Source organism: Aestuariivirga sp., assembly GCF_047602625.1.
Taxonomy (GTDB): domain Bacteria; phylum Pseudomonadota; class Alphaproteobacteria; order Rhizobiales; family Aestuariivirgaceae; genus Aestuariivirga.
Map to the genome: position 1 here is coordinate 926,681 of NZ_JASGGV010000002.1, position 16,508 is coordinate 943,188.

Genomic DNA, 16,508 nt, shown 5'->3' on the forward strand with positions numbered 1-16,508 from the left:
ATGGCGCTTGATGCCTCTGCCGTTTCAACTCTGAAAGCCGTCTCGACGGCGACGATCACCACCGTGCTGCTGAAGAAAGGCTTGCGCAACGTGTGGCTGAGAGGCCCGAAGCCGCTCCGCAGCGATCAGCCGCGCGTGGTGGGTGAAGCCTTCACGCTGCGCTTTGTGCCGGCGCGCGAAGACCTGGCCACGCCGGAAAGCTGGTCATCCCCCATCTCCACGCGCGCCGCCATCGAGGCGATGCCCGAGGGCTGTATCGCCGTGGCCGATGCCAATGGCGTGACGGAGGCGGGGATATTCGGCGATATTCTCGCCGCCCGCATGAAGAAGCGGAATGTTGCCGCACTGGTGACCGATGGCGTGATGCGCGATCTGGCGGGCGTGCTGGCAACCGGATTGCCCGTGTGGTGCGATGGCGTGGCAGCGCCACCCTCCGTCGCGGGGCTTACCTTCGTGAACTGGCAGGAGCCGGTCGGCTGCGGCGGCGTCGCCGTTTTTCCCGGCGATGTGATCGCCGCCGATGGCGATGGCGCGGTGGTGATTCCGCTGAAGCTGCTGGATCACGTTCTGGCGGAAGCGCCGGAACAGGAGCGGATGGAGGCCTGGATCATGGAAGAAGTGGCGCGCGGCGTGCCACTGCCTGGGCTTTATCCCATGAATGCCGAAACTAAAGTCCGCTACGAGTCCTTCAAGGCCAAGGCGCGATAGGCGGGAACATCCGCGGCAGTCGCGGCTTGTCTCACCGCTGCGGGCCGCGTCAACCGGGCACGGCGGTAAAGTGAACAGGAAGACATTTTTCCCGGTTTCTCTTTCTGGCCAACGAAACGGCAGGCGAGCACCTGTCCCGCCCGGCCCGCAGCATCATCGCTGCACGAAAGCCTTTTCGATCACGAAGCTGCCGGGCTTGTTGGTGGCGCCTTCCTCAAACGACATCGACAGCATCAGCGCCTTGACGTCTTCGAGAAACGCCGGGCTGCCGCAGATCATCACCCGGTCCTGCGCGGGATCAATCGCCGGAAGGCCCAGCTTTTTGGTGAGGTCGCCCGAGGTGATGGCGGTGGTGATGCGGCCGGTGTTCTCATAAGGCTCGCGCGTGACGGTGGGATAATAAAGCAGCTTGGCGCGCACATCCTCGCCGAGGAATTCGTCGTTTGGCAGCTCCTTCGTGAGATAGTCGTGATAGGCCAGTTCCTTGATGAACCGGCAGCCATGCACCAGCACCACTTTCTCGAAGCGCGCGTAAACATCAGGATCGCGCACCAGGCTCATATAGGGCGCAAGGCCCGTGCCGGTGCCGAGCAGATAAAGATTGCGCCCCGGCAGCAGCGCATCGAGCACCAGCGTGCCGGTGGGCTTCTGGCCGATCAGCACCGTGTCGCCCACCTGCATGTTCTGCAGCTTCGAGGTGAGCGGGCCATCCGGCACCTTGATCGACAGGAATTCGAGATGTTCCTCGTAATTGGGGCTGGCCACACTATAGGCGCGCACCAAAGGCTTGCCGTTGACCGCGAGGCCGATCATCGTGAACTGGCCATTGTCGAACCGGAACGAGGGCGAGCGCGTGGTGCGGAAGCTGAACAGCCGCTCCGTCCAGTGATGCACGCTCAGCACCTTTTCTTCGTCATAACCCTTCATAAAATCTCCATGGGGGCAGGCATCCGCCGTGCCGGACGTGAGCGCCGGAGGGATGGCATCAAAAGCTGCTCCGGCAGTTTGGGCGCGTTTCTGGCAGCGCCCGGCGGCAAGAGCAAGCCTCTATTTTCGGCATCGGGCGAGACCATTGGCGGGGCTTTACCGGGTGGCATATAGTGCCTTTTTGCCCTGCCCTTCCGGAGTTTCACCCCATGACCGACGACGGCATTCTCGCCGCCCTGCCCATCTGGCGGGGAAAGCCCGAACTGACCCGGCTGCATGAGGGGCGCACCAACCACAATTACATCATCAAGGATGATGCCGGGCGCTATTTCGGCCGGGCGGGAATCGATCTTCCGCACCATGGCGTCTTCCGCGCCAATGAGAAAATCTGCGCCGAACTGGCGGCCGAGCGGGGCGTTGCGCCGCGCGTCCATTATGCCGAAAACGGCATCCTCATCACCGAATTCATCGAAGGGGAAACGTTGAAACCGCCGCGCATGCATGATGCGGCGATCCTGCGGGACATCGCCTCCCTGCTCCGCAAGCTGCATGAGAAGCCGGTGAGCGGCGTGACGCTCATCCCCCGCTGCGGCATCCGCGTGTCACTGAACTATCTCGAAGGGCTGCCCGATGGCGACCTGCCGGTGGCGCGGCAGAAGATCATCGCACGCATGGGGCCGTCCAGCCAAGGCGGCGACTGCCTTGTGCACAGCGACATCATCCCCGAAAATTTCATGCGCGCCAAGGACGCGCTCTATCTCATCGACTGGGAATATGGCGGCAGCGGCGTACCGGAAATCGACCTGGCTTCGGTGATCGCCAATGCCGACCTGACGCCATCCGAAAACGCATTGCTTCTTGAGGCTTACGGGCCGCATGACTCGGACATGGTGGAGCGGCAGCGGGTGGCGCTGGTCATCCGCGAGGCCATGTGGTGCCTGACGCAGATGCGCCATAGCGGGCCTTCCGGCGATCTCGTTCCGTATACGGAGCTTTGCGTGGCGCGGATGATGAAGGAATTCGCGTGACGGCGGAATTCGACATTGCCGTGGTAGGCGCCGGCGTCGTTGGCAGCGCCATCGCGCGCGATCTCTCGCGCTATGATCTGAATGTGGCGCTGATCGAGGCCAATCCAGATCCGGGCGATGAATTGAGCAAGGGCAACTCGGCGCTGATGACCGAAGGTCACGACACCCCGGCAGGCACGCTGGAGCGCCAGTGCGTGGTGCGGGGATACCAGCGCTACATGGAGGAAGCTCCGGCTCTTGGCATCGCACTCCGCAAGACCGGCGCGCTGATGCTGGCGTGGACGGAAGAGCAGCGCGCAACCGTCGAACATGTGGTGAAGGAAGCCAATGCGGATGGCTTTCCGCGTGTGACGCTGATGGATGGGCAGGATGTGCTGCGCCGCTGGCCGCAATTCCGCTCCGGCCTTCTCGCTGCCGCCTATATGCCGGATGAGGTGATCGCCGACGCGCTCTCGACCCCTTACGCCTATGTGCTTGATGCGGTGACCAATGGCGTCACCTTCCTCAGGCCGTGGCGGGTGAACCATGCGCAAAAAACGGCGGGCGGCTGGCGGCTTTCCAATGATCGCGCCGAAACGATCAAGGCGCGTCTTGTCATCAATGCGGGCGGCATCCGCGCCGATCTCGTTGAAGGCCTGGCCGGCTACCATGATTTCCGCATGAAGCCCCGGCGCGGGCAGTTCCTGCTGCTCGACAAGCCGGCCCGCGCCATTCACGACATCATCGCCTATCCCACACCCACGCCGGTGACCCGGGGCATCCTCATCGCGCCGACGATCTTCGGCAACGTTCTGGTGGGGCCAACGGCGGAAGAGGTAGAGGACCGTGACGACCGCGCGGTGACCGAGGACGGCATCGCCGCGCTGAGGCGCACCATTGACGAGATGGTTCCCGCTCTCCGCGATATGCCGGTGAACACACTTTATGCCGGGATGCGGCCCGCCACCGATCACAGCGAATACCAGATCATCGCGCGTTTCACCGACAATTGGCTGACGGTGGCCGGCATCCGCTCCACCGGATTTTCCGGCGCCCTTGGCATTGCCGAACATGTTATGTCGCTGGTCTTCCCCGCCGTGTTTGACAGGAAGCCCACGAAGCCGGTGCGCGGCGTGCGCGTGCCCGATCTGGCGGAGACCAGCGTGAGGCCATGGGCCGACGCCGCGCGCATTGCCACCGATCCCGCCTATGCCGAAATGCTCTGCCACTGCGAGCGGATCAGCGTGAGCGAAGTGCGCGATGCGCTGGCCTCGCCCGTGCCGCCCGCCAGCATCAAGGCGCTGAAGCGGCGCACCCGCGCCATGTTCGGCCGCTGCCAGGGCTTTTATTGCGGCGCCCGCGTGCAGGCGATGTTCGACGCGGCGCAAGCGAAAGCCAGCACCGATGGATAATCCGGACGTGCTGATCGTTGGCGCGGGGCCTGCGGGCCTTGCCGCTGCGGCGGAACTTGCGAAGCGTGGCGTCAGGAATGTTCTCGTCATCGACCGCGATGATGCGGCAGGCGGCCTGCCACGCTTCTGCGCCCATCCTGGTTTTGGCATCGGCTATGCTATCCCGCGCTCCGGCCCCCGCTTTGCCGCGCTGATGGTGAACGCGGCGCAACAGGCTGGCGTGCGCCTTCTCTGCCGCACCACCATGATCGCGCTGGCCGAAGGGCCAGCCGTGACCCTGACCGGGCCTGAGACGGGCTTTGCCGTGATCCGCCCCAGGGCGGTGATCCTCGCGGCGGGCGTGCGCGAGGCCAACCGCGGCAATCGCGTGATCCCCGGTGACCGGCCTGCGGCGGGCATCCTCACCACCGGCCTGTTGCAGCAGATGGTGGCGCGCCATGTGGCGTTTCCGCCCCACATCAAATCGCTCATCGTGGCTGGAAGCGAGCATGTGTCATTCTCCGCCATCTGGACGGCGCGCAAGGCGGGATTGAAGATTGCCGCAATGATCGAGGAAGGCCCGCGTGTGAAGTCCTTCGCGGCGGCGGGCTGGGGCGCACGCGCGACGGGCATCGCCCTTCATCTGAACAGCCGGATCACCCGCATCGTCAGCACCGGCAATGCCGTGTCGGGGATTGAGATCGAAAAGGCTGGCACAAGATCCGTACTGCCGTGCGATGGCGTGGTCTTTACCGCAGGCTGGATTCCGGAAACTGCCGCACTTGTGGGAGGCCCGCTGGCGCTTGATCCCGCAACGCGCGGCATCGTGACAGACGCGAACGGCCGCACAAATCTCATCGGCGTTTATGCGGCCGGAAACATGCGGTCGCCGCTCAAGCCCAGCGGTGCGGCGGCACGGCAGGGCCGCAATGTGGGTGAAGCCGTCGCCAAAACGCTCAGCTAAAGGCCAACACCAGACGCTGGCGCGATTTCGCGATGTGATCATGCATGGCATGTCCGGCCCCGCCTGCATCGCCGGTGCGGAAGGCGGCCAGCAGCGCCTCATGTTCGTTGAGCGCTTCCTCCGTCACCCGCGCATGGAACATCAGGCGGAAAAGATGGAAATGGACATGCAGGCGGCCCAGCGTATCGCGGATCAGCTCATTGCCCGAAAGCGCGAGAATGCGGTCGTGAAATTCAGCGTCAAGCCGTGCGAAGGCGGAATAATCAAGCCGTTCCTTGCGGCGCCCGGGTTTTTGCATGCGCTGCGCAAGGTCCTCCAGTTCATGGAGCGCATGCGCATTCATCCGTGAAGCTGCGTGATCGGCTGCGAAAGGTTCAAGCAGCAGGCGGAGATCATAAAGCTCATCAAACCGGCGGCGTGAAATCTGCGGCGCGGCGCGATAGCCCGCCAGATGCGCCTTCACCACCAGCCCTTCACCCTCCAGCCGCCCCAGCGCCTCGCGGATCGGTGTGTGGGACACGCCCAGTTCCTTCACCAGCGCATCAACCGTCACCCGTGCGCCAGGCGCAATCTCCAGCGCCATCAGCTTGGCGAAGATCACATCATAGGCTTCATCCGCCAGGCCCTTGGGACGCGGAATGACGGTTGACGGTAGCGGCAGTTCGGGCGGCATGGTTTTCCGGTTGACAGCAAAGCGGAGGATTGGGATAAGATCATATATCCTATACGATTTAAAGATTCAAGGAACAAGGGTGAAAATCACCGAAGCCGATGCGATGACGCTGGCGGCGGGCCTTCTGGCTTCGCGCGGCGCGCCCGCCGCGCATGCGGAGTTGCAGGCGCGCGTGCTGGTGCGGGCGGAGTTGAAAGGTCACCCCTCGCACGGGCTGCAGCGGCTGCCGCGCCTGATCACCCGCATCGAGCGCGGCCTTGCCGATCCGCGCACCAAGGGCAACGCGCACTGGCAGTCCGGCGCTTATTTATCCGTAGACGGACAAAATGGCTTGGGGCCGGTGGTGGCGGAAGCGGCGATTTCCGCCATCCTTCCCAGGACGCGCCAGGAGGGCATCGCACTGGCGGCTGTGCGCAATGCCAATCATCTGGGTATGCTCGCGCATTATGTGGAAGACATTGCAGCACAGGGGCTGATCGGCATTGCCATGGGCACCAGCGAGGCGCTGGTGCATCCCTATGGAGGCCGGAAAGCCATGCTGGGAACCAATCCGCTCGCCATAGCGCTCCCCACCACGGAGGATCAGCCCTTTGTCGTGGATCTGGCCACCAGCATCGTCTCGATGGGCAAGGTTCATCACCACGCCGCCACCGGAAAAGCACTGGAACCCGGTTGGGCAAAGGATGCGGAGGGCGAACCCACCACGGATGCGGTGCGCGCCAAGGCAGGATCGCTTGCCCCTTTCGGCGGTTCAAAAGGCTATGCGCTGGGCCTCGCGCTGGAATTGCTTGTCGGCGTCATCGCCGGATCTGTTCCGGCGCCGGACGTGCGCGGCACCCTCGATGCCGAGAACCCCTGCACCAAGGGCGATATGTTCATCGTTATCGACGCCAGGCAGAACGGCGGTGCGGCGCGCTTCGCCTCCTATCTCGATGCAATCCGCGCCACGGCGCCCGACGATCCATCGTCGCCCGTGCGGGTGCCCGGCGACGGCGCGCGCCGGAACATCGAAATGGCGCGGCGCCATGGTTTCGACATTGATCCCGCCCTTCACGCCACACTTCTTTCCCTGTCATCACAACGGACTTCATGATGAACACTGATACTTTTTCCGTCCTCCGCATGCCGCGCGAAATCCTGTTCGGCGAAGGCCAGGTCAAGGCGCTGGGCCAGCTTGCCGCCAAGCATGGCAAGCGGGCCCTCATCTGCACCGATGCGCGCTTCGCCGGCACGCCAGCCTTCGAGGCCATCCGCAAGAATCTCACCGATGCAGGGCTTGCCGCTCATGTCTTCGATGCGGTGGAGCCCGATGTGCCCACCGCCAATGTCTATGCCTGCGCCGATGATGCGCGCGCCTTCAAGCCCGACATCGTGATCGGCCTTGGCGGTGGAAGCTGCATGGACATGGCGAAATGCGCCGCCATTATTCTGACCCACGGCGGCAAGCTGGAAGATTATTACGGCGAGTTCAAAGTGCCCTCGCCCGTCTTGCCGGTGATCGCTGTGCCGACGACGGCGGGCACCGGATCAGAAGCAACGCCGGTCGCGGTGATTTCGGATTCGAACCGTGTGCTGAAGGTCGGCATTTCCAGCCCGCATATCGTTCCCGTAGCCTCGATTTGCGACCCCGAACTCACCTGGACCTGCCCGCCGATGCTGACCGCTATCGCCGGCGCGGACGCGCTGACCCACGCCATCGAAGCCTTCACCGCGCTTCGCCGCGAGCCTGATGCGAAGCTGCCCCAGGAGCATGTGTTCGTCGGCAAGAATACCTTCAGCGATGTCTTCGCGCTGAAAGCCATTACGGTGATCGGCCGCAGCCTGGAAGCCGCCTGCAAGGACGGCGGCACGCCTGCCGCGCGCTCCGATCTCATGCTGGGGGCACTGGCGGCGGGATGTGCCTTCGCCACCGCCGGAACCTCTCTGGCCCACGCCGTTCAATATCCGGTTGGGGCACTCACCCATACGCCGCATGGCCTGGGTGTAGCAGCCATGCTGCCCTATGCGCTGATCTATAACCGCAAGGCGGCGGATAAAGAGATTGCCGAAGTGGGAGCCGCACTCGGCCTTGCCGCGCCTTCGCAGGGCGAACTGGCGACTGCTGCCATCGCCCGCATCGACGCGCTGTTTGACGTCATCGGCATTCCCTCCACACTCAAGGAACTGGGCCTTGCCGAAGACAAGATCGCATGGACGGCGGAACAGGCGATCGGCATCGGGCGCCTGATCAAGAACAATCCGCGCGCCATCGACGCGCCATCAATGACGGCCCTTCTCGATGCCGCCTGGCGGGGCGACCGCGCCGCCGCCGCACTTTGACCTTCAGTTTGGAGACATTGGACATGGCTGACGATCACACCAAGCGCCGCTATCATCCCTCAACCTTGCCATCGGGCATCCATGTCGGCGGCAAATGGCAGCCTGCCGCGTCGGGCAAGACAGTGGCGGTGAACGATCCCTCAACCGAAATGGAAATCGCCCGCGTTCCCGATGCCGGGCTGGAAGATGCCGCGGCTGCCGTTGAAGCCGCAGCCAAGGCAGCGCCCGCCTGGGCGGCGACGGCGCCCCGCAAGCGCGCCGAAATCCTGCGCCGCTGTTTTGAACTGATGACCGAGCGCGCCGAAGACCTCGCCTGGCTGATCTCGCTGGAAAACGGCAAGGCGCTTCGCGACGCGCGCGGCGAAGTGGCCTATGCCGCCGAATTTTTCCGCTGGAATGCCGAGGAAGCCGTGCGCATCCAGGGTGATTTCTTCACAGCACCCTCGGGCGCCAATCGCATCATTGTGGACTATCAGCCCATCGGCATCTGCGTGCTCATCACGCCGTGGAATTTCCCGGCTGCCATGGCAACGCGCAAGATCGGGCCGGCCCTTGCTGCTGGCTGCACGGTGATCCTGAAGCCTGCCACCGAAACGCCGCTCACCGCCTATGCGCTCGCCGCCCTCTATGAAGAGGCGGGGGTGCCGCCGGGCGTCGTCAACGTGCTGACGACCACAACGCCGGGGCCTGTGACGGCGGCGATGCTGGCCGATCCCCGCGTACGCAAGATTTCTTTCACCGGTTCGACCGGCGTTGGCCGCACATTGCTCGCCGAAGCGGCCAAAAATGTCATCAACAGCTCAATGGAGCTGGGCGGCAACGCGCCGGTGATCGTCTTCGATGACGCCGACATTGATGTGGCGATCGAAGGAACGATGATCGCCAAGATGCGCAATGCCGGCCAGGCCTGCACCGCCGCCAACCGCATCTACGTTCACAGCGCCGTCTATGACGCCTTCACCGAACGGCTGACCAGCCGCATGCAGGCGTTGAAAGTTGGCCCCGGCACATCGCAGGACACCGAGTGCGGCCCCATGATCACCGCCAATGCGGTGGCCAAGATCGAGCGCCTTGTGGCGGATGCACTTCAATCCGGCGCGAAACTCCTGTGCGGCGGCAAGAAGCCCGAGGGAAAAGGCTATTTTTTTCCTCCCACCGTTCTCTCCGACGTTCCCGTCAAGGCTAAGATGTCATGCGAGGAAATCTTTGGCCCGGTGGCGGCGCTGTCGCGCTTCGAGACGGAAGACGAGGTGATCGCCCGCGCCAATGACACTGAATACGGCCTCTCCGCCTATATTTTCACGAAAGATGCCACGCGCGGCTTCCGCGTGGCGCGGCAGCTTGAGTCTGGCATGATCGCGCTCAACCGCGGCCTGGTCTCCGATCCCGCCGCGCCTTTTGGCGGCGTGAAGCAGAGCGGGCTTGGCCGCGAAGGCGGAACGCACGGGATCTATGAATTCCTTGAGGCGCAATATATCGCCACCTCGATCTAGGCACCCGATGATGAAAGACCCTTTCCGCACCCGCGACCACGTGCCGGAGTTCGATGCGCTGGTGGAAGAATACCGGCAGCGCAGCACTGCCACGCGGAGCACTTTGCCGATGAAAGCCGGGATCGCCTATGGCGATGGAGGAAGCCAGACGCTGGACCTGTTTATTCCGTCCCGCATGGAGGATGGCGCGCCCGTTCACCTGTTCATCCATGGCGGCTACTGGCGCATGTTCGCGAAGGAAGATTTTTCCTTCGTGGCCGATACTGTCACGGCCTGCGGCGCCATCGCGGCGGTGATGGACTATGACCTGATGCCCGGCGTGCGCATGGACACCATCGTGGTGCAGGTCCGGCGCGCCGTTGACTGGCTGGCACATAACATCGCGCGGCACGGCGGGGATCCTGCGCGCCTCTCGGTCAGCGGCCATTCCGCTGGCGGCCATCTTGGCTGCTTCACTCTCGCTGTTGGAAGCCCGGTCAAGGCCGCCTTCCTGCTCAGCGGACTCTATGACTTGAAGCCGCTGCAAGCGTCATTTCTCGCGCCCCTTATCGGCATCACCGATGAAGAGGCGGCAACGCTTTCTCCCCTGAAGCTGAAACAATCTGTGGCGAGTCAGGTGATTATCGCCACAGGCGCGCACGAAACGCCGCCTTTCCACGCGCAGGCGTCAGCCTTCCGCGCCCATCTGGCAGGACAGGGTGTGGATGTGGCGGCTGTGCTGTTGCCCGGCCTCAACCACATGAGCGCGATGCGCGATCTGGGCATGCCGGACTCGAGCACGGGCACACTCCTCCGCCGCCTGATCCTGTCAACCTGACGCATCCGCCAGGATCATTGCCGCCGCCTTCTCGGCGATCATCAGCGTGGGCGAATTGGTGTTGCCGCTGGTGATGAGCGGCATGACGCCAGCATCGGCCACCCGCAAACCCTTGACGCCCTTCACGCGCAAGCGGCTGTCGACCACCGCCGCCGGATCATCGCCGCGCCCCATGCGCGTCGTGCCGACGGGATGGAAGATGGTGCTGGCGATGTCGCCCGCCAGCCGCGCCAGTTCATCGTCGCTTTGATATTGAACGCCGGGTTTCCATTCCTCCGGCTTGAAGCGCGCCAGCGCCGGCTGCGCCACGATGCGCCGCACCTGCCTGAGGCTGTCGGCGGCAACCTTGCGGTCTTCCTCCGTGGACAGATAATTGGGGGCGATCATCGGCGCATCTTCAGGCCGCGGCGACCGGATGCGCACGCTGCCCCGGCTCGTGGGGTTGAGATTGCAGACGCTGGCCGTGAAGGCGGGAAAGCTGTGCAGCGGCTGGCCAAAGGCATCGAGGCTCAGCGGCTGCACATGATATTGCAAATTGGCATGCGCCTTCCCCGCATCGGACCTTGTGAACGCGCCGAGCTGCGAGGGCGACATGCTCATCGGGCCGGTGCGCTTCAGCGCATATTCAAGGCCGATCGACGCCTTGCCGAACAGCGTATTGGCGATGGCATTGAGGGTCTTGGTGCCCGTCACCTTGAACACGGCGCGGATTTGCAGGTGATCCTGAAGGTTCTCGCCCACCGGCATGTCCCGCATCACGCCGATGCCATGCTGCCGGAGCAGCGCAGCAGGCCCTATGCCCGAGAGCTGCAAAAGCTGCGGCGAACCGATGGCGCCCGCCGAAAGGACCACCTCGCGCGTAGCCTTGGCCTCCACACGCTGCCCCGCCCGGCGCACGGCGACGCCAGAACAACGCAAGACGCCATCTGGGCCTGTTTCAAACAACAGCTTCTCGGCCTGCGCTTCCGTCCATACTGTGAGATTGGGCCTGCCACTGGCGGGGCGGAGGAAAGCCTTGGCGGTATTCCAGCGCCAGCCCGACCGCTGGTTCACCTCGAAATAGCCGATACCTTCATTGTCGCCGGTATTGAAATCATCCGTACGCGGAACACCGGCTTCCACGGCTGCCGCCGAGAAGGCTTCCAGAATATCCCAGCACAGGCGCTGCTTCTCGATCCGCCATTCCCCGCCATGGCCATGCAGGTCGGAGAAGCGCGAATTGTCTCCCGTTTTCGGATCGGCGCCACCATCGAGCTTGTAATGATCCTCATGCGCCTTGAAGAGCGGTAGCACATTGGCCCATGACCAGCTTTCGTCGCCCGTCATCCCGGCCCAGCCGTCATAGTCGCGCGCTTGCCCCCGCATATAGATCATGCCGTTGATGGAGGAGCAACCGCCCAGCGTCTTGCCCCGGGGATAGCGGAGCGACCGGCCATTGAGGCCCTTCTCGGCTTCGGTGTTGAACATCCAGTCGGTGCGCGGATTGCCGATGCAATAGAGATAGCCGACGGGAATGTGAATCCACGGATAATTGTCGCGTTTGCCCGCTTCCAGAAGCAGCACGCGGGTTTTGGGATCGCGGCTGAGGCGGTTGGCGAGCAGGCATCCCGCCGTGCCCGCGCCCACCACGATATAATCGAAAGAAGTATCTGCCATGGCGCAGGCATAGCCTCAGCAGGCCCGGCACTCCAGTGCGGAAACCGCAGGGCTAGTCCTTGCGCTTCTCATCCTCGAGAATCCGCGCCGCCGCGCCATCCATATCTTCATACTGGCCCGACCTGAGGCTCCAGAAAAACGCGCCCAGCCCCAGAAGGCCGAGGCCGAGCGCCACGGGAATGAGAACGACGAGGCTGGTCATGCGGCGGCCTTAAGCGGCTGTTGCACGGCTTCGTCAGGCAGCGCAGGTGCGGAGGCGGCGGCGGGGCTGCGGATCAGCCTGAGCCTGAGGCTGTTTCCCACCACGAGAATGGAGGAGGATGACATGGCCAGCGCCGCGATGAACGGGCTCATCAACCCCGCCAGCGCCAGCGGAACAGCGATGGCGTTATAGACGATGGCGAGGGCGAAATTCTCCTTCACGATGCGCCGGGCCCGTGTGGCGATCACATGGGCATGCCACACCGGCAGGAGATCATCGCGCGTGAACACGAAATCGGCGGCCATGCGGCCAATGTCGGAAGCGCCCGCAGGCGCCATGGAGACATGCGCGGCGGCAAGCGCTGGCGCATCATTCAGCCCATCACCCACCATCAGCGCGCGATGGCCTTCAGTGGCAATCTCCTGCAGGTGATGGAGCTTCTCACCCGGCTTCACGCCGGCCGTGAAGCTGGTGATGCCAGCCGCATCGGCCACGCGGGAAACCGCTTCACGCGCATCGCCGGACAAAATCTCACTCTCGATCCCCGCTGCCCTGAAGCGTTGCACCGTCTCGCGCACGCCCGGCCGCAGCGTCTCCTTAAGGTCAACGGAAAACAGCGGCGTGCCGTCCATGGCGAAGCCCAGGCCCGAGCCTATATCTGCCACAGCGCCCGACACAATCTCCGCAACCCAGGCCTTGCGGCCCAGGCGGACACGTGACCCGTCGCTCACCGCTTCAACGCCATGGCCCGGCACTTCATGCAGATAGGCGAGCCCCTCAGCCGGAGCGCCATCAAGGCTGGCCGCGAGGCTGCGCGCGGCGGGATGAATGCTGCGCAGGGCCAGCGCCTTGGCAATGGCCGACAGCCTGCCCTTGGGGATCGTATTGGTGTGGATCGACGCCACCGGGCCCGTGAGCGTGCCCGTCTTGTCGAACACCGCGTGGTCGATGTCCGCCAGCCGCTCCAGCGCCGAGCCATCTTTCATCAATACGCCCGATGCGAAGAGCCGTGACGCCGCCACCACATGCGCCACCGGAACCGCAAGGCCCAGCGCGCAGGGGCAGGTGATGATCAGCACCGAAATGGCGACGGTGAGCGACACATGCCAGTCACCCCATGTCCAGACCATCCAGAACAGGAAGGCGGCCAGCGCCATCACATGCACCATCGGCGCATAGAGTCTGGCCATGCGATCGGCCATGCGCACATAGGCGCTGCGGCCTGTCTCCGCAGCCTGCATCATCTGCATCACTTCGGCGAGGAAGGATTGATCCGATTTGCGCGTGGCGCGGAGATCGAGAACGCCGCTGAGATTGAGCGTGCCCGCTTCGAGGCTGGCGCCCGCGCGCACCGCGACGGGCTCGCTTTCGCCGGTGACCAGCGAACGGTCCACATCGCTTTCGCCCTCGGCGACGATGCCATCGACCGGCAGGCGCTCGCCAGCCGCCACGCGCACCATCATGCCGGGCGCGATCTGGTCAACGGGCTGATAGGCGGTTGTGCCGTCATCGGCGATCACCATGGCGCCCTTGGCGGCCAGGCGGGCCAAACGCCCCACCGCATCGCGCGCCTTGGCCCGCATAAGCTGATCCAGCGTGCGGCCGATCAGCAGGAAAAACAGTAGGGACACCGCCGCATCGAAATAGGCGTGATGGCCGCCTTTCAGTGTTTCATAGAGCGACATGCCGGTGGCGAGCAGCACGCCCAGCGAAATCGGCACATCCATGTTCATGCGCCGGTGCGCCAGGGCTGAGGCGGCGGAGCGGAAGAAGGGCCGGCCGGCATAGGCCACCGTCGGAATGGCGATCAGTGCGGAGAGATAGTGAAAGACATCACGCGTCGCCCCATCGCTGCCCGACCAGACGGAAACCGACAGCAGCATGATATTGGCGGCGGCAAAACCCGCCACCGCCAGCGCCCGCACCAGTGACTTGAATTCGGCATCCGCCCGGCCATCATCCTCGATGGCCGCCATCGGCGGATAACCCAGCTCATCGAGAGCCTCCACCACGGCCTCGGGGGATTCGGCGCTGGCGCCAAGTTTCACCAGCACGCGCCGTAGCGAGAGATTGGCCCGGGCCGAGACGACGCCCGGCACATCCGCCAGCGCGCTCTCGATGGTGGTGATGCACTGGCCGCAGTGAATGGCCGGAACTGTAAGTGTGTAGAGCGTGGCGCCATCAGCCAGCGCGCGCGAACCGGCCTTGAGATCATTGAGACGCTGCAGCGGCTGCACCTGCGCTGCACCGGCCGCAGTTTCTCCAACCGCCGATCCGACGCAGCAGCTCATTTATGGGCCGCCCACGATCAGCCGTACGGGCTTCCGCCAGGTGTCGCCATCCGCCATGCTGGCCGATATCTCACCTTCCCACACGCCCCGCTTGAGGCTGGCCTTGCCCTGATACTGGCCGGGATCGATGCGGGTGAGCGAAATCACCTGATCATCTTCATTGTCGGCAGGGCGGCCGAGCGACAGTTTGACATTCTCGACCGCGAAGGGCGTTCCATCCGGCTGTGTGAGCTTAAGATCAAGCGCGCTGCCATCAAAATGCAGCATATGGGCGATCTTCATGTCGAGGGACTTCTGAAGCTCCGCCGTATCCTTGTCGAAGGTCTGGCTCGCCACATAGGAGTTCTCGACCACGAGGCCCGTCCAGCTGCGCTCCGCCATCACGGCCAGCACGGTGTTGACGGCGATGACTACGCCGAAGAATGCCACGAAGATCGCCGCCACTTTCCGGCCGGTCAGCGGCGTCGCTTGCAGTGAGTCACTCATGGCGAACCTCCCGGAACTTCAAACTGGGCATTGTAATTATCGCTCTCTCCCGATTGCCTGTCACGCACCACAATGCGGAACGGCGTCTGCCCGGGAAGCTGAAGCTGCTTTGGCTGGGTGACGAAGAGATGCATGGCCTTCAGCTTGTCGGGATCGACGTTGATGTCGGCGCTCTTTCCCTGGATCTCCGGCATTTCCGCCACCGTCATCGTGCCGCCCGGCAGGCCTTCCAGCGACAGGGTGATGACGCGCGGTTCGGGCATCATGTTGAGGAGCTTGACGGTATAGCCGTTGCGGATCGAGCCATCGGACATAAGTACGGAAAGCGGATTGCGGTCATGCAGCACGTTGAGCTGCAGGCGGTCGCGCGTCAGCAGCATGAACAGCATGCCGATGCCGATCAGGCTCCACAAGCCCACATAGATCAGCGTGCGGGGGCGAAAGAAAATATGCCAGTTGAAATGGCGCACGCCCGACACGAAGGCGCCGGCGGCGTCCCGCACGCGCGAAGGAACGATGGCCTTGCTGGCCGGATCGCGGGCCAGCGCCATGTTGTGGTTGTAGTCACGCAGCGTGGAATAGGAAATGAGCCCGCGCGGCCTGTCGAGCTTGTCCATCACCTGGTTGCAGGCGTCGATGCACAGCGCACAGGTGATGCATTCAAGCTGCTGTCCCTCGCGGATGTCGATGCCGGTCGGGCAGACGGCCACGCAGGCGTTGCAATCCACGCAGTCACCTGCAGCGATGCCCTGCGCCAGCGTTTTCTTGGAGCCATGGCTTCTGGGTTCGCCGCGCCAGTCATTATAGGTGACGACGAGCGAGTCCTCATCCAGCATCGCCGCCTGGATGCGCGGCCAGGGGCACATATAGATGCACACCTGTTCGCGCATCAGCCCACCGAAAATGTAGGTCGTCGCCGTCAGGATGCCGACGGTCGCATAGGCGATGAACGGCGCCTGCCCCGTCACGAACTCCTTGAGCAGCGTCGGCGCGTCGGTGAAATAGAAAATCCATGCGCCGCCCGTCGCCACCGCGATCACAAGCCAGGTCAGGTGCTTGGCAACCCGGACGGCGATCTTGTGCAATGTCCACGGCGCCTTGTCGAGTTTGATGCGGGCGTTGCGGTCGCCTTCAAAAAAGCTTTCAACCGCGATGAACAGATCGGTCCACACCGTTTGCGGGCAGGTATAACCGCACCAGGCGCGGCCCACCACCGAGGTGACGAGGAAGAGGCCGATGCCCGCCATGACGAGAAGGCCCGCCACATAGAAAAATTCCTGCGGCCAGATTTCGATGGAAAAGGCATAGAAGCGACGGCGCGCGATGTCGACGAGAACCGCCTGATCGGGCGCAAAAGGCCCGCGACCCCAGCGCAGCCATGGCGTGATGTAGTAGATCGCCAGCGTCACCGCCATGATGAGCCACTTGAGATTTCGGAAATGGCCCGAAACCTTGCGCGGGAAAATCTTCTCGCGCCTCTTGTAAAGCGCCGGACCGGAGGCTTTCGCGCCCCGGTTCACGGCCTTCACATCCTGTTGCTCAACCTGTTCGACAGACATTACGCTCTTCACCTC

At 63.8% G+C, this 16,508-nt stretch carries 15 protein-coding genes; 8 read left to right on the top strand and 7 right to left on the bottom strand.

From position 1 onward, the window contains the following. Complete coding sequence (locus QM694_RS09510; protein ID WP_415006697.1) at positions 1–708, top strand: ribonuclease activity regulator RraA; 708 nt, start codon at positions 1–3, stop codon at positions 706–708. A gap of 153 nt (positions 709–861) precedes the next feature. Here the strand turns inward: QM694_RS09510 and QM694_RS09515 are convergent, their stop codons facing one another. Next, positions 862–1,635, bottom strand: coding sequence for a ferredoxin--NADP reductase (locus tag QM694_RS09515; RefSeq protein WP_415006698.1), 774 nt, complete (start codon positions 1,633–1,635; stop codon positions 862–864). 209 nt (positions 1,636–1,844) lie between these two features. On the opposite strand from QM694_RS09515, the gene QM694_RS09520 reads away from it, so the two are divergent. Genes QM694_RS09520 through QM694_RS09530 form a run of 3 tightly spaced genes read left to right on the top strand, consistent with a single transcriptional unit; the run spans position 1,845 to position 4,997 of the window. Beyond that, positions 1,845–2,663 carry a choline/ethanolamine kinase family protein gene (locus QM694_RS09520; protein WP_415006699.1) on the top strand — a complete coding sequence of 273 codons (819 nt, stop codon included), beginning with the start codon at positions 1,845–1,847 and terminating at the stop codon, positions 2,661–2,663. Beyond that, positions 2,660–4,054 (top strand): NAD(P)/FAD-dependent oxidoreductase, encoded by a 1,395-nt coding sequence (locus QM694_RS09525; RefSeq protein ID WP_415006700.1) that lies wholly within the window; start codon positions 2,660–2,662, stop codon positions 4,052–4,054. Before QM694_RS09520 ends, QM694_RS09525 begins: the two co-directional genes overlap by 4 nt. Further along, a complete protein-coding gene (locus QM694_RS09530) occupies positions 4,047–4,997 on the top strand; it encodes an FAD-dependent oxidoreductase (RefSeq protein ID WP_415006701.1) in 951 nt (316 codons plus the stop codon). The genes QM694_RS09525 and QM694_RS09530 overlap by 8 nt, the downstream gene beginning before the upstream one ends. On the opposite strand, the gene QM694_RS09535 is transcribed toward QM694_RS09530, so the two are convergent. Further along, the gene (locus QM694_RS09535; RefSeq protein ID WP_415006702.1) at positions 4,990–5,670 is read right to left on the bottom strand and encodes a GntR family transcriptional regulator; all 681 of its coding nucleotides are present in this window, start codon (positions 5,668–5,670) and stop codon (positions 4,990–4,992) included. The genes QM694_RS09530 and QM694_RS09535 overlap by 8 nt on opposite strands. A gap of 79 nt (positions 5,671–5,749) precedes the next feature. On the opposite strand from QM694_RS09535, the gene QM694_RS09540 reads away from it, so the two are divergent. From QM694_RS09540 to QM694_RS09555, 4 genes are read left to right on the top strand one after another with little or no spacing between them, the layout of a single operon-like run. Continuing rightward, positions 5,750–6,763, top strand: coding sequence for an Ldh family oxidoreductase (locus tag QM694_RS09540; RefSeq protein WP_415006703.1), 1,014 nt, complete (start codon positions 5,750–5,752; stop codon positions 6,761–6,763). Further along, positions 6,763–7,989, top strand: coding sequence for an iron-containing alcohol dehydrogenase (locus QM694_RS09545; protein ID WP_415006704.1), 1,227 nt, complete (start codon positions 6,763–6,765; stop codon positions 7,987–7,989). The genes QM694_RS09540 and QM694_RS09545 overlap by 1 nt, the downstream gene beginning before the upstream one ends. Before the next feature lie 23 nt (positions 7,990–8,012). Next, positions 8,013–9,482 carry an NAD-dependent succinate-semialdehyde dehydrogenase gene (locus QM694_RS09550; protein WP_415006705.1) on the top strand — a complete coding sequence of 490 codons (1,470 nt, stop codon included), beginning with the start codon at positions 8,013–8,015 and terminating at the stop codon, positions 9,480–9,482. Between the two features lie 7 nt (positions 9,483–9,489). Continuing rightward, a complete protein-coding gene (locus tag QM694_RS09555) occupies positions 9,490–10,299 on the top strand; it encodes an alpha/beta hydrolase (protein WP_415006706.1) in 810 nt (269 codons plus the stop codon). On the opposite strand, the gene QM694_RS09560 is transcribed toward QM694_RS09555, so the two are convergent. From QM694_RS09560 to ccoG, 5 genes are read right to left on the bottom strand one after another with little or no spacing between them, the layout of a single operon-like run. Continuing rightward, on the bottom strand, positions 10,291–11,955 hold the full coding sequence (locus QM694_RS09560; protein ID WP_415006707.1) for a GMC family oxidoreductase: 1,665 nt from the start codon (positions 11,953–11,955) through the stop codon (positions 10,291–10,293). The genes QM694_RS09555 and QM694_RS09560 overlap by 9 nt on opposite strands. Before the next feature lie 52 nt (positions 11,956–12,007). After that, entirely contained in the window at positions 12,008–12,157 is a 150-nt protein-coding gene (gene ccoS, locus QM694_RS09565; protein WP_415006708.1) for a cbb3-type cytochrome oxidase assembly protein CcoS, read from the bottom strand. Continuing rightward, positions 12,154–14,448: a heavy metal translocating P-type ATPase gene (locus QM694_RS09570; protein WP_415006709.1), complete on the bottom strand. Its 2,295-nt coding sequence runs from the start codon at positions 14,446–14,448 to the stop codon at positions 12,154–12,156. The genes ccoS and QM694_RS09570 overlap by 4 nt, the downstream gene beginning before the upstream one ends. After that, positions 14,449–14,934 carry a FixH family protein gene (locus tag QM694_RS09575; protein WP_415006710.1) on the bottom strand — a complete coding sequence of 162 codons (486 nt, stop codon included), beginning with the start codon at positions 14,932–14,934 and terminating at the stop codon, positions 14,449–14,451. Then, positions 14,931–16,493 carry a cytochrome c oxidase accessory protein CcoG gene (ccoG, locus tag QM694_RS09580; protein ID WP_415006711.1) on the bottom strand — a complete coding sequence of 521 codons (1,563 nt, stop codon included), beginning with the start codon at positions 16,491–16,493 and terminating at the stop codon, positions 14,931–14,933. The genes QM694_RS09575 and ccoG overlap by 4 nt, the downstream gene beginning before the upstream one ends. Between the last annotated feature and the right edge of the window lie 15 nt (positions 16,494–16,508).

Bases quoted from the DNA above. Each gene is read 5' to 3' on its own strand.
- QM694_RS09510 (WP_415006697.1), top strand. From the start codon at position 1: ATGGCGCTTGATGCCTCTGCCGTTTCAACTCTGAAAGCCGTCTCGACG.
- QM694_RS09515 (WP_415006698.1), bottom strand. From the start codon at position 1,635: ATGAAGGGTTATGACGAAGAAAAGGTGCTGAGCGTGCATCACTGGACG.
- QM694_RS09520 (WP_415006699.1), top strand. From the start codon at position 1,845: ATGACCGACGACGGCATTCTCGCCGCCCTGCCCATCTGGCGGGGAAAG.
- QM694_RS09530 (WP_415006701.1), top strand. From the start codon at position 4,047: ATGGATAATCCGGACGTGCTGATCGTTGGCGCGGGGCCTGCGGGCCTT.
- QM694_RS09535 (WP_415006702.1), bottom strand. From the start codon at position 5,670: ATGCCGCCCGAACTGCCGCTACCGTCAACCGTCATTCCGCGTCCCAAG.
- QM694_RS09545 (WP_415006704.1), top strand. From the start codon at position 6,763: ATGAACACTGATACTTTTTCCGTCCTCCGCATGCCGCGCGAAATCCTG.
- QM694_RS09550 (WP_415006705.1), top strand. From the start codon at position 8,013: ATGGCTGACGATCACACCAAGCGCCGCTATCATCCCTCAACCTTGCCA.
- QM694_RS09555 (WP_415006706.1), top strand. From the start codon at position 9,490: ATGATGAAAGACCCTTTCCGCACCCGCGACCACGTGCCGGAGTTCGAT.
- QM694_RS09560 (WP_415006707.1), bottom strand. From the start codon at position 11,955: ATGGCAGATACTTCTTTCGATTATATCGTGGTGGGCGCGGGCACGGCG.
- ccoS (WP_415006708.1), bottom strand. From the start codon at position 12,157: ATGACCAGCCTCGTCGTTCTCATTCCCGTGGCGCTCGGCCTCGGCCTT.
- QM694_RS09570 (WP_415006709.1), bottom strand. From the start codon at position 14,448: ATGAGCTGCTGCGTCGGATCGGCGGTTGGAGAAACTGCGGCCGGTGCA.
- QM694_RS09575 (WP_415006710.1), bottom strand. From the start codon at position 14,934: ATGAGTGACTCACTGCAAGCGACGCCGCTGACCGGCCGGAAAGTGGCG.
- ccoG (WP_415006711.1), bottom strand. From the start codon at position 16,493: ATGTCTGTCGAACAGGTTGAGCAACAGGATGTGAAGGCCGTGAACCGG.